An 11,987-nucleotide genomic window follows, 5' to 3' on the forward strand; every position below is an offset into this window, starting at 1 on the left:
ATGACAGTTCACGGTCACGTCTCGGCAACCGCCGCTACGGAGTCGGTCGCGCACGCTCGGTTGGCTTCGAGCGCGTCATGCAGTACCGCCGCCGCATAATCCCGACCGCGAACGTCCTCGCCCGGAGCGCCCTGCGCCTGCCTAGCCCAGTCCAGCGCCTCGGCGTTGCGGCCGGCCACCAGCAGCGCCGCGGCGTAGGCGGCGATGGCCTGGCGGCGGGAGAAGATCACCGACGGGCCGGGGCGCTCGGCGGCCACGCAGCCCAGCGTCTCCAGGGCCGTGGGCAGGTCGCCCTGGGCCAGCCGGGCCAGCCCGAACAGCACCCGCGGGCCGACCGTGGCCGGCTCCAGCACGTCGTGGGTCTCCACGACCTGCAGCACCGCCCGCGCGTCGGCCTCGGCGGCGACCGGATCGCCCCGATCCAGGCTGACGAAGCCGCGGATGGTGCGGGACATGCCCAGCAGCAGCGGGTGCCCGGTCTTCTCGCCCCACTCGGTGGCGTCGGAGAGCAGGTCGAACGCGTGCGGCAGCTCGCGCAGTTCGCGCGCGACCACGCCGCGGACCACGAGCGCGAGGCCGCGGCCCCAGTCGTCGCCGGCCGCGGCGAACTCGCGGTACGCCCGCCGCGCCTCCCGGTCGGCCTCGGCCAGGTCGCCGCTCTCGGCCGCCGCGAACGCCTCGACCGCGCGCAAGGTGCCCACCGCCCAGGCGTCGCCGACCCGCTCGCCGAACGGCAGGAACGCTTTGGCCAGCCGCCGCGCCTCGCCCAGCCGGCCCGCGAGGAGCCGCACGAACGCCGTGGTGCCGCGCAGCCAGGCCCGCCCGACCGGGTCGCCGAGCTCGGCGAAGCGGCGGGCGGCGCGGCCGAGCGCGGCGTCGGCCCCGGCGAAGTCGCCGCGGGTGGTGGTGACCCAGGCCAGGTGCTGCAGCGACCACGCCTGGGCGCGCCGGTCGCCGGCCGTGACCGCGATCTGGAACGACTCGGCGAAGCGGCCGCCGGCCTCGGCCAGGCGACCCTCCAGGAAGTCGGCCATGCCGAGGCGGCGCATCGCGTCCCCGCGCTCGTACGTCAGGTGGGCCGCGGTCGCCGCCTCCAGCGCGTCGGACAGCGTGGCGTAGCTGCGCCGGTGGTCGCCCATGCCGCGATAGGCCCGGCCGGCCACGAGCAGCGCGCCGACCTGGACGGCCGCGTCGTCTCCGGCGTTTGCCGTGATCTTTTCGGCGTACCCGAGCGCCTCCGCGAACCGCCCCAGCTGCAGCAGCGCCCGGGAGTGCACGAGCCGATCGGCCGCCGGCAGTATGCCGCCGCCGAGCACCGCGGCCCGGTCGGCGGCCTGCGCGGCCTGCGCCGGTTCGCCGGAGGCCAGCGCGGCCCGGGCGGCCCGGCCCAGCGCCTGCACGCCCAGCGGCGCGGCCGAGCGGGCCAGCGAGTCCGGCCGCAGCCCGACCACGTCGGCGAGCTTCCCGGCCCGCTCGGCGTGCTCGGCGATGAACGCGTCCGCGGAGCCCAGCGTCATGTTCAGCCCGGCCACGTTGCCGGTGCCGCCGGCGGCCAGGAAGGCGGTGACCGCGGCGGACGCCCAGCGCGAGAGCGCGGCGTGCCGCTCGGCCAGGTCGGCCTTGCCGATGCCCGCGTACGCCGCCTCGCGCAGCAGCGGGGTGGCGAAGGCGAAGCCGCCCCGGCCCCGGCGCAGCATGCGGCGCTGCAGCAGCTCCTCGACGGCCCGCTCCAGCTCGACCGCGGCCACGACGGCGGGCCGGGCCGGCTGGCCGGGCGGGTTGAACCGCAGCGCCTCCAGGGCGCGGGCGGGCACGGTGTCGCCGATGACCGCGGCGTCGCGCAGGACGGCGCGGGTGTCGGTGGGCAGCGCGTCGATGCGGGCCGCGAGCACGGCCGCGAGGTCGCGGGAGAGCAGCCGGCCGCCGAGCGAGCCGGGCGCGAGCCGCCAGCCGGGCGGGTCGGTGCCGGCCACGGTGGTCAGCGCGCCGCGCTCCTGCAGCAGGGTGACCAGTTCGGCGAGGTAGAACGGGTTGCCCTGGGCGGTCGCGAGGAGCCGGTCCTCGTCGGCCGGCGCGACCCGCCCGCCGCCGAGATAGGCCGACAGCAGCCGGGCCGCGTCCGCGCCGCGCAGGGGCGGGATCGGTACCACCTCGGCATCCGCGATCCGCGTCAGCACCCCGGCCGAACGCACCAGCTCCGGCCGCCCGAGCAGGACGATGAGCACCGGGCCCTCGAGCCGCTCGATGGTGGCCCCGAGCGCGTCCAGCGTCTCGGCCGTCGCGTCGTGCAGGTCGTCCACGATCACCACGAGCGGCGTCTCGGCGGCGAGGCCGGACAGCAGCTCGGCGACGGCCGCGGGCACGGCGTCCAGGTCCAGCTCGTCGGGCTTGCCGCCGGGCGCGACCCACGCGGTGTCGCCGACCGCCTCGGTGTACCCGATCAGCGTCAGCAACAGATCGCTCGCGAACCGCGGCGGCTCCGGACGCCCCCGCGCGGCCCGGGCCAGGCGCTGGGCCAGGCGGCGCAGCCGCTCCTCGACCGCCTCGCGGGTCAGCGCGGCGTCCGGGGGCAGGCCGATCGCGGCGCGGACGAGGTCGGCCAGCGGGGCCAGGCGGCGGCGCTCGCCGAACGCGGCGCAGTGCACGGACAGGACCCGGGCGCCGCCGCCAGGAGCAAAACCGGCGCTCGGCGTGTACCCCGCGCCGCCCAGATATCCGGCCGCGAAGCGCTCGATCTCGCCGGCCAGCCGCGTCTTGCCCAGGCCCGCCTCACCGGTGAAGACCAGCACCCGCGGCTCCTGCCGGTCCGCGATCTCGGCGAGCCGGCCGGAGACGCGGCCGAGCTCGGGCTCGCGGCCCACGAACGGCGCCTCGTCGCCCAGGCCGGAGCGGGTGCCGGGCGCGTCGAGCAGGCCGAGCAGCTCGTAGGCCTCGACCGGCTCGCGCTTGCCCTTGAGCCGCAGCGGGCGCAGCGCCCGCCAGGAGGCCAGCAGGCGGGTGGAGGAAGAGGTGCGGTCGCCCGCGTACACCGCGCCGATCGCGGCCGCGTCGGCCAGCCGGGCGGCGGTGTTGACGGTGTCGCCGATGACCGTGTACTCGATGCCGGCCTGCACGCCCGCCACCACCGGCCCGGTGTTGAGGCCGATGCGCAGGCCCAGCGGGGCGCCGCCGCCGCGCTCGTCGTCGAGCACCCGGCGGACCGCCCGCTGCATCGACAGCGCGGCCCGCACAGCCCGCTCGGCGTCGTCCTCGTGCGCGACCGGCGCGCCGAACACGGCCATGATCCCGTCGCCGGTGAGCTTGTCGACGTGGCCGCCGAAGGTCTTCACGGCACCCGCGAGCGCGGCCAGCACCCGGTCGGTGACCGCGCCGACCCGCTCCGGGTCCAGGTCCTCCGACCAGGCGGTGAAGTCCGAGAGGTCACCGAAGAGGACGGTGACGATCCGCCGCTCGGCCGCGGGCAGGGTGGCGGCGGCCGGCAGCGCGGAGCCACAGTGGTGGCAGAACCGCGCGCCGGGAACGGCCACAGTCCCGCACACCGAACAGGTCACGCTGAGTCCAAACCATCAGCGGGCGGGTGTGATTCCCGTCGCAGGAAATCGAGCTGCGCCCGCACGCTCATCTTGGCGGCCCACCACAGCGAGCGGTCCACGTCGGCGTACACGCGGGCCACGACCTCGGGCGCGTCGGTCGCGCCGGCCGCCACCGCCGCGCGCACCTGCTCCAGGCGGGCCTGGCGGTGCTGGCGGTAGTACCGTGCGGCGATTCCGGTGTCGGTGAGGGACGGTCCGTGCCCGGGCAGCGCGGGGCGGCCGTCGAGGGTGGCCAGCTTGTCCAGGCTGTCGAGATAGTCGCCGAGGTTCCCGTCCGGATGGGCGACCACCGTGGTGCCCCGCCCCAGGATGGTGTCGCCGGTCAGCACCAGTTCTTCGCCTTGGTACCGCACGACGAAACACACCGAGTCGCGCGTATGTCCCGGCGTCGGCAGCGGCTCGACCGTCAGACCGCCGGCGTCGAGGTGCTCGAGCACGGGCGGGTCGTACACGCGGGCGCCGGTGAGCTCGGCCAGCCGCTGTACACCCTCGGTGTGGTCGATGTGACCGTGGGTGAGAACGATCGCGGCGACGGGGGCGTGCGCGGCGACCGCGCGCAGGTGGCCCTCGTCCAGGGGGCCGGGGTCGACCACCACGCTGCCGCCGTCGCGGGCGCGCAGGAGCCACGTGTTGGTGCCGTCGAGCGTCATCGGGCCCGGATTGGGCGCGCGGACGAGCGTCACCCAGTCGGGCAACGCGGTGAGCACCTCGGCGGCGGGGGTGGTGACGTGGCTTACCACGAAAGTGATCCTACGGCGGGGTTCTTCGCCTCACACGTCACCCGACCGGCCAGTAGCCGACCCCGCCAGCGGTAAAAGGGCGGGGCCGGCTGGGCCATCCGGCGTCAGGCCACCTCGATGACGGCCTCGACCTCGACCGGGGCGTTCAGGGGCAGCGCGGAGACGCCCACGGCGCTGCGGGCGTGCTTGCCGGCCTCGCCGAAGACCTCGCCGAACAGCTCGGAGGCGCCGTTGACCACGCCCGGCTGGCCGGTGAAGCCCGGCGCGGACGCCACGAACCCGACGAGCTTGACGACCCGCACGACGCTGTCCAGGCCGACCAGGGCCTCCACGGCGGCCAGCACGTTGATCGCGCAGGTGCGGGCGAGCTCCTTGGCGCGCTCGGGCGCGACCTCGGCGCCGACCAGCCCGGTGGCGGCCAGCGCCCCGTCGGCCATCGGCAGCTGGCCGGAGACGTACACGTAGTTGCCCGTGCGCACGGCGGGAACGTACGCGGCCACCGGCGGTACCACCGGCGGAACGGTGATCCCGAGCTCGGCCAGGCGGGCGTGGACGTCGCCCATCTCAGCCGGCCTTGGGGCGCTTGAAGTAGGCCACGAGGTTCTCCGGGTTGAGGCCGGGCACGATGGCCACCAGCTCCCAGCCCTCGTCGCCGAAGTTGTCGAGGATCATCTTCGTGTTGTGGACGAGCAGCGGCGCGGTCAGGTACTCCCATTTCTGCATGTGGGGACAGTAACGCCGAGCCGTCCGGGTTTGTCGGGGCACAGCCTGATCTCAGGGACCCCCGCCGGTGGCCAGGTGACGCTACTGTGAGGGCCGCCGTCGCGTGTGTCGCACAAAGGTGGGAGAAATGACGCAACCGCCCCCGTACCCGGGCCAGCCGGAGTATCCGGGCCAACCCGGTCAACCCGGGCAGCCGGGATGGCCTCCACCGGTGCAGGACCCCTACGCGCAGCAGCCGCAGCCGGATCCGTACGCCGTGCCGCCGACCTCGGCCCCGCCGACGTCCGGGAGCCCGTACGGCCAGCCCTACGCCCCGCCGCCCACCGGCGCGTTCGGGCAGCCCACGGGGCAGTTCCCGCCGCCCACCGGGCAGTTCCCGACGGGCCCGATGGCGACCGGGCCGGTGCCGCAGCCGGGCATGGCGCCGCCGTTCTCCGGGCCGCCGGCGCCGGGCTACCCGATGTACCCCCAGCAGGCCCCGGTCAAGAAGAAGCGCGGCCTCATGATCACCATGATCATCCTGGCCGTGGTGGTCGTGCTGTGCGGCGGTGGCGGCGCCGCGGCGTACTTCGTGGTCCAGAACAACCAGGGCACCGGCGCGCCGACGGCGGTCGAGGCGGTCAACGGCTTCCTCACCGCGGTGTACAAGAACCGCAACATCGACGACGCGCTCAAGTACGTCTGCTCCGCGTCGCGCGACAAGCAGAAGCTGACCCAGCGGATCGACGACATCCGCAAGTACGACGGCGGCCTCTCCAGCCCCACCTACACCTGGCCGGCGCCGACCGTGGAGAAGTCCACCGCCGACGAGGCCACGCTCACGACCACGGTGAAGGTGACCACGAGCGACGAGAAGGTCGCGGAGACGAAGTACAAGTACGTCGCCACCCACGGCGACGGCTGGTTCGTGTGCGAGATCACTGCCGCGTGACCACGGGCCTCGACCAGGTAGCGTCGAGGGTGTGACGGCGCGCGAGACTTCGGACGGGCGGGGCGGCTACGGCTGGCCCGCCCGTCTGCATGTGGTCACCGGCAAGGGCGGCACCGGCAAGACGACGGTGGCCGCGGCGCTCGCGCTGGCCCTGGCCCGCGACGGCAAGCGGACCCTGCTGATCGAGGTCGAGGCGCGGCAGGGGATCGCCCAGCTGTTCGACCGCGACCCGCTGCCCTACCGCGAGATGCGCATCGCCTCGGCGCGGGGCGGGGGCGAGATGCGGGCGCTGGCGGTGGACGCCGAGGAGGCGCTGCTCGAGTACCTCGAGATGTTCTACCGCCTGGGCGTGGCCGGACGGGCGCTGCGCAAGGTGGGCGCGGTCGACTTCGCCACCACGGTCGCCCCGGGGCTGCGGGACGTGCTGCTGACCGGCAAGATCAAGGAGGCGGTCACGCGGACCGCCGACGGCCGCCGGGTCTACGACGCCGTCGTGCTCGACGCGCCGCCGACCGGCCGGGTGGGCCGGTTCCTCAACGTGACCGCCGAGACGGCGCGGCTGGCCAAGGTCGGCCCGATCAAGACCCAGAGCGAGGGCGTGGCGGCCATCCTGCGCTCGCCGATGACCGCCGTGCACGTGGTCACCCTCCTGGAGGAGATGCCGGTCCAGGAGACGGCCGACGCGATCGACGAGCTGACCCGGCTGGGCATCCCGATCGGCACCGTGATCGTCAACGCCACGCGGCCGCCGGTGCTCGCCGGGGTGAAGATCACCCAGGCCGACCTGCGGCGCGGGTTGGCGGCGGCCGGAGTACCGGTGGACAAGGACACGCTGGCCGGACTGGCCGGCGAGGGGCGCGCGTATCAGACCAAGGTGGCGGCCGAGGGCTCACTGCGCGCGGAGCTGCAGGGGCTGGGCCGCCCGGTGGTCGAGCTGCCGGTGTTTCCCGAGGGTGTGACCGCCGCGACCCTCGAGTCCCTCGGTGATCTGCTCCTCACGACTGCTTGAGGATGCTCGCAGCGGATACGCTCGCAGAGTGCCTCCCAATGCCGAGACGCCCGGGTCCCCCGACCTGGATCTTGACGCGATCCTCGCCGACCGCGCGATCCGGATCGTGGTCTGCTGCGGCTCGGGCGGAGTCGGGAAGACGACAACGGCCGCCGCGCTGGCGCTGCGCGCGGCGGAGGAGCACGGCCGGCGCACGGTCGTCCTGACCATCGACCCGGCCCGGCGGCTGGCCCAGGCCCTCGGCCTGACCGAGCTGGACAACACGCCCCGCCAGGTCAAGGGCCTCCAGCCGGACTCGGCCGAGCTGCAGGCCATGATGCTGGACATGAAGCGGACCTTCGACGAGGTCGTGCTGCAGCACACCGACCCGAAGAAGGCCGAGGAGATCTTCGCCAACCCCTTCTACCAGGCCATGAGCTCGACGTTCTCGGGCACGCAGGAATACATGGCGATGGAGAAGCTGGGCCAGCTGCGGGCCCGCGAGGACTGGGACCTGATCATCGTCGACACCCCGCCGTCGCGCTCGGCGCTGGACTTCCTCGACGCGCCGGCCCGGCTGTCGCGGTTCCTCGACGGCAAGATGCTGCGCCTGCTGCTCGCGCCCGCGCGGGCCGGCGGCCGCAGCGTGTTCAACCTGGTCTCGGCCTCGTTCGGGCTGTTCAGCCGCACGGTGCAGAAGATCCTGGGCGCGCAGCTGCTGACCGACCTGTCCGGCTTCGTGGGCGCGCTCGACTCCATGTTCGGCGGCTTCCGCGAGCGCGCCGAGCAGACGTACCGCGTGCTGCAGGCCCCCGAGACGGCGTTCCTGGTCGTCGCGGCGCCCGAACCCGACGCGGTCCGCGAGGCGGTCTACTTCGCCGGGCGGCTGGCCGCGGACCGGATGCCGCTGGCGGGCCTGGTGCTCAACCGGGTGGTACCGGTGGCGGCGCCGGACCTCTCGGCCGCGGACGCCCGGGCGGCCGCGGAGCGTCTCGACGAGCTCGGCGGCCACCAGGCGACGGCGGACGTGCTGCGCGTGCACGCGGAACTGGCCGACCAGCACGATAGGCAGGCGGCGGTCTCCGGCCGGTTCCTGCACGCCTACCCCGGTGTGCCGGTCGTCCGGATTCCGGCCCAGCCCGCCGACGTCCATGACCTCGACGGGCTGCGCGCGATCGGAGCGACCTTCGCTTAAGCAAAGCGGCTGCGATCAGCCGGTCGGCACCAGCTCCTTGGTGTCCTTGCTGACGCTGTTGCGGTCCATGGCCGCTTCGAACATCTTGCGCCAGCTGGGCACCTGCGGGTGGCGGCGCAGCAACGCCCGGCGCTCGCGCTCGGTCATGCCGCCCCACACTCCGAACTCGATCCGGTTGTCGAGGGCGTCCGCCAGGCACTCGTACCGCACGGGGCAGCTCCGGCAGATCCGCTTCGCCACGTTCTGCTCGGCACCCTGGACGAACAGTGCGTCCGGGTCGCCATTGCGACACGCGGCGATGCTGGGCCAGTCGACGACCATGCTCATATTTCCTCTTCCCCCCTTGGACTCCCCCCGGGTCCATCCGCCGGTCTTGCCCCGGCGAAAAGCGCCCAAACCACGTCCCCCCATGGCATTCGGGTGCACTTCGCCGGGATTCCCCGGTCAGACGGCGGGGTTCCCGGCAACGGGAACCCCGAAAGGAGCTTTCCGGAACATCATGCTCTGTAGTCGTCCAGTTACGCAACGTTGTTGCACCAGGTTAACCGGCCTTTTGTGATCCACCAAAAGGCCGATCCGTGCTACCGCTGCGCCACGACCGGGTGCGATTTGCCCAAAATGCCGACGGCCCCCGCGCGGCATGCCGCAGAATCGGATTTGGGTCAACCTCACGCTCGGTGTCACGCGTCTAGGACAACGAGGACGCGTGCATCTGGACGCGGCCTCATGACGTCGTCACGTAGTCTGAGGCGGTGACCTGGATGCGCAAACGCGAGCACGGCCTGCTGCCCAACGCGGCTTCATTGCTGCTGTGTGGGCTCTTGGCGGGACTGGTGGTCGCTGCGGCCGCGTTCCCTGCGGTCGCGATGTCGGGATTGGCCGCCAAGGCCGGTTCCGATACGTTCGAGAATCTGCCGACCGATATCGACGTGCTGCCGTCGCCGCAGATCTCCTACGTGTACGCGTCCGACGGCAAGACGCTGCTGGCGATGATGTACGACGAGAACCGCCGCGACGTGAAGATCGATGACGTGGCCCAGGTCATGCAGCAGGCCATGGTGGCGGCCGAGGACAACCGGTTCTACGAGCACCGCGGCGTCGACGTGAAGGGTGTGGCCCGCGCGTTCGTGGCCAACCAGAACGCCGGCGGCCAGACGGAGCAGGGCGCCTCGACGCTGACGATGCAGTACGTGCGGCAGGCCATCGCCTACTCCGCGCGCACGCCGCAGGAGGTCGTGGACGCCACCGACAAGACGCCCACGCGCAAGCTGCGCGAGATGAAGTACGCGATCGACCTCGAGAAGAAGCTCTCCAAGAAGGAGATCCTCGAGCGGTACCTCAACATCGCGCCCTTCGGCCACGGCGCCTACGGCGTGTATGCCGCCGCGCACGTGTACTTCGAGAAGGACCCCAAGGACCTCACGCTCTCCGAGGCCGCGCTCATCGCCGGTCTGGTGAAGGCGCCGGGCACCAACGACCCGGCCACCGCCGAGGGCCTGCCGCGCGCGCTGGACCGGCAGAAGTACGTGCTGAACCAGATGGTCACGATGGGCTACATCGACAAGGCCACCGCCGACGCCGCCGCCGGCAAGGAGAAGCTGAAGATCGTCGGCAAGCGGACGCCCGAGGGCTGCGAGTCGGTCCAGCGCCCCGAGCTCGGCGCCGGCTTCTACTGCGACTACCTGCGCCGCTGGTGGATGGACCAGAAGGTGTTCGGCGAGGACCAGTACCAGCGCGCGAACCGGCTGCGGGCGGGCGGCTACACCGTCGTGTCCTCGCTGGACATCCAGACCCAGACGGCGGCCTGGAAGTACGCGCAGGACCAGCCGCTGGTCTCCAAGGACCAGAAGATCAAGCTGGGCCAGTCCAACGCGATGATGCTCGCGGCGATCCAGCCCGGCACGGGCCGCGTGCAGGCGCTGGCCACCAACCGCAACTTCAGCAACGACCAGACGCAGAACGGCAACAACACCAACCCGGACAAGAAGGGCCAGAAGGGCAACTGGCCCAACACCACGGTGCCGATCATCACCGGTGACTCGGACATCCCCGGCTACCAGGCCGGTTCGGCGTTCAAGATCTTCACCGCGGTCGCCGCCCTGGAGTCCGGGCTCCCGCTGGCCACGACGATCCAGACCGAGAAGCAGTTCGTCTCGGACTTCATCATCAGCTCCAGCAGCCCGGCCGCCTGCAACGGCAACCACTACTGCCCGAAGAACTCCGGCGGCCAGTCCGGCCCGTACAACATGTGGACCGGCTTCGGCAGCTCGATCAACACGTTCTTCGTGCCGCTGGAGCAGCAGGTCGGCGTCGATCACGTGGTCGACGTGGCCAAGCGGATGGGCATCCAGTTCAACGCCCCCGAGGACGCCAAGCTCGCCGCCAACCCGAAGGGCTGGGGCGCCTTCACGCTGGGCGTGTCGGCGACGACCCCGCTGCAGCTGGCCAACGCCTACGGCACGCTCGCCGCCGACGGCCTGTACTGCGAGCCGACCCCGATCCTCGAGGTCAAGGACAACAGCGGCAAGAAGGTCGAGGGGCTCGACCCGAAGTGCAAGCAGACCATCGACCCCGAGGTCGCCCGCGCGGCCGTCGACATGGCCCGCTGCCCGGTCGGTGACCAGTCGGCCTCCGGCAAGTGCGCCGGTGCGACGGCCGGCTACGCCCGCGACTTCGTGAAGCGGCCGATCGCTGGCAAGACGGGCACCACGGACTCGGAGAAGAGCGCCACCTTCACCGTCATGACCAAGCAGATGGCGGTCTCCGGCTTCCTCACCGACCCGGACTGGCCCGAGACCAACAAGGACATGAAGCACCCGCCGGTCAACTACGCCGCGCTCGGCGTGCTCCGCGACGGCCTGGCCGGCCAGCCGATCGTCGGCTTCACCGCGCCGACCAAGGACCGCTCGCAGGGCAAGCTGGTCGACATCCCGTCGGTCAAGTGCCTCTCGGTCGACCAGGCCCGGGCCAAGGTCAAGAACGCCGGCTTCTCGGTCTCGGTGGCCTCGGCCCAGGTCGCCTCGCAGTGCCCGGCCGGCACCGTGGACCGCACCAACCCGGCCGGCTCGACGACCAAGGGCGGCGGCGTCCAGCTGGTCGTGAGCAAGGGCCCCGGCGCGCCGGCCCCGCCGTACCTGGGCAACAATGGCGGCAACGGCAACGGCGGAGTGCAGCAGAACGGCGACATTCCGGACACCGGCGACGGGGTGGACACGAACAACTGCCCCATCCCGTGGGTCTGCTGATCACCTGAAGGCATGAAGAAGGCGGGCGTCCCCTGATCGGGGGGCGCCCGCCTCTTTCGTGTTCAGCCCGCGGTCAGCTGGGCCTTGACGAGCGCGGCGACCCGGCCGCCCTCGGCGCGACCGGCGACGGCGGCCTGCGCGGCCTTCATCGCCGGCCCCATGCTGCCCGGACCGCTGAACCCACCGGCGGCCAGCGCGTCGCGCACGATGCCGGTGAGCTCCTCGTCGGAGAGCTGCTTCGGCAGGTACCCCGCGATGACCTCCTCCTCCGCGCGCTCCTTGGCCGCCTGGGCCTCGCGGCCCGCGTCGGCGAACGCGTCGGCGGCTTCACGGCGCTTCTTGGCCTCCTTGGTGAGCACCGACAGCACCTCGTCGTCGGAGAGCTCACGGGCGGCCTTCCCGGCGACCTCCGCGTTGCGTACCGCGGCGATCGCCATCCGCAGGGTCGACGTCACCAGCTCGTCACGAGCCTTCATGGCGTCGCGCAGGTCGGACTCCAGGCGTGCCTTCAACATGAGAAAAGTCTATCCGTCAGATCTTGCTCAAATCCTGTTGTAAAAGCGCCGGTAGGC

10 protein-coding genes are annotated in these 11,987 nt (G+C 72.6%); 4 read left to right on the forward strand and 6 right to left on the reverse strand.

The features are described 5' to 3' along the window. Positions 1-14 precede the first annotated feature (14 nt). The 4 genes from ACQPZ4_RS02510 to ACQPZ4_RS02525 form a co-directional block, all read right to left on the reverse strand. Positions 15-3,551: an adenylate/guanylate cyclase domain-containing protein gene (locus tag ACQPZ4_RS02510; RefSeq protein WP_433055477.1), complete on the reverse strand. Its 3,537-nt coding sequence runs from the start codon at positions 3,549-3,551 to the stop codon at positions 15-17. Then, positions 3,548-4,333, reverse strand: a complete 786-nt coding sequence (locus tag ACQPZ4_RS02515; protein WP_433055480.1) for an MBL fold metallo-hydrolase — start codon at positions 4,331-4,333, stop codon at positions 3,548-3,550. Before ACQPZ4_RS02515 ends, ACQPZ4_RS02510 begins: the two co-directional genes overlap by 4 nt. A 104-nt stretch (positions 4,334-4,437) precedes the next feature. Further along, positions 4,438-4,896 carry a RidA family protein gene (locus ACQPZ4_RS02520; protein WP_433055483.1) on the reverse strand — a complete coding sequence of 153 codons (459 nt, stop codon included), beginning with the start codon at positions 4,894-4,896 and terminating at the stop codon, positions 4,438-4,440. A gap of 1 nt (position 4,897) precedes the next feature. After that, the gene (locus ACQPZ4_RS02525) at positions 4,898-5,056 is read right to left on the reverse strand and encodes a hypothetical protein (protein ID WP_433055486.1); all 159 of its coding nucleotides are present in this window, start codon (positions 5,054-5,056) and stop codon (positions 4,898-4,900) included. Positions 5,057-5,267: 211 nt separating this feature from the next. Between ACQPZ4_RS02525 and ACQPZ4_RS02530 the strand changes: the two genes are divergently transcribed. The 3 genes from ACQPZ4_RS02530 to ACQPZ4_RS02540 are packed head-to-tail and all read left to right on the forward strand — an operon-like array spanning position 5,268 to position 8,170. Further along, entirely contained in the window at positions 5,268-5,987 is a 720-nt protein-coding gene (locus ACQPZ4_RS02530) for an Rv0361 family membrane protein (RefSeq protein WP_433055489.1), read from the forward strand. Between the two features lie 31 nt (positions 5,988-6,018). Next, the gene (locus tag ACQPZ4_RS02535; protein ID WP_433055492.1) at positions 6,019-6,996 is read left to right on the forward strand and encodes an ArsA-related P-loop ATPase; all 978 of its coding nucleotides are present in this window, start codon (positions 6,019-6,021) and stop codon (positions 6,994-6,996) included. Positions 6,997-7,024: 28 nt separating this feature from the next. After that, positions 7,025-8,170: an ArsA family ATPase gene (locus tag ACQPZ4_RS02540; protein WP_433055495.1), complete on the forward strand. Its 1,146-nt coding sequence runs from the start codon at positions 7,025-7,027 to the stop codon at positions 8,168-8,170. 15 nt (positions 8,171-8,185) lie between these two features. On the opposite strand, the gene ACQPZ4_RS02545 is transcribed toward ACQPZ4_RS02540, so the two are convergent. Next, positions 8,186-8,497: a WhiB family transcriptional regulator gene (locus tag ACQPZ4_RS02545; RefSeq protein ID WP_433055498.1), complete on the reverse strand. Its 312-nt coding sequence runs from the start codon at positions 8,495-8,497 to the stop codon at positions 8,186-8,188. A 434-nt stretch (positions 8,498-8,931) separates the two neighbouring features. Between ACQPZ4_RS02545 and ACQPZ4_RS02550 the strand changes: the two genes are divergently transcribed. Then, positions 8,932-11,415, forward strand: a complete 2,484-nt coding sequence (locus ACQPZ4_RS02550; protein WP_433066167.1) for a transglycosylase domain-containing protein — start codon at positions 8,932-8,934, stop codon at positions 11,413-11,415. Between the two features lie 62 nt (positions 11,416-11,477). Here ACQPZ4_RS02550 and ACQPZ4_RS02555 read toward each other — a convergent pair whose 3' ends face one another. Beyond that, entirely contained in the window at positions 11,478-11,930 is a 453-nt protein-coding gene (locus ACQPZ4_RS02555) for a GatB/YqeY domain-containing protein (RefSeq protein WP_433055501.1), read from the reverse strand. Positions 11,931-11,987 lie beyond the last annotated feature (57 nt).

The sequence above is a fragment of the Dactylosporangium sp. CS-033363 genome, assembly GCF_050942475.1.
In the GTDB taxonomy this organism is placed as follows: domain Bacteria; phylum Actinomycetota; class Actinomycetes; order Mycobacteriales; family Micromonosporaceae; genus Dactylosporangium.

Excerpts from the sequence above, each read along its gene's own strand:
- ACQPZ4_RS02545 (WP_433055498.1), bottom strand. The coding sequence starts at position 8,497 with ATGAGCATGGTCGTCGACTGGCCCAGCATCGCCGCGTGTCGCAATGGC.
- ACQPZ4_RS02525 (WP_433055486.1), bottom strand. The coding sequence starts at position 5,056 with ATGCAGAAATGGGAGTACCTGACCGCGCCGCTGCTCGTCCACAACACG.
- ACQPZ4_RS02520 (WP_433055483.1), bottom strand. The coding sequence starts at position 4,896 with ATGGGCGACGTCCACGCCCGCCTGGCCGAGCTCGGGATCACCGTTCCG.
- ACQPZ4_RS02550 (WP_433066167.1), top strand. The coding sequence starts at position 8,932 with ATGCGCAAACGCGAGCACGGCCTGCTGCCCAACGCGGCTTCATTGCTG.
- ACQPZ4_RS02555 (WP_433055501.1), bottom strand. The coding sequence starts at position 11,930 with ATGTTGAAGGCACGCCTGGAGTCCGACCTGCGCGACGCCATGAAGGCT.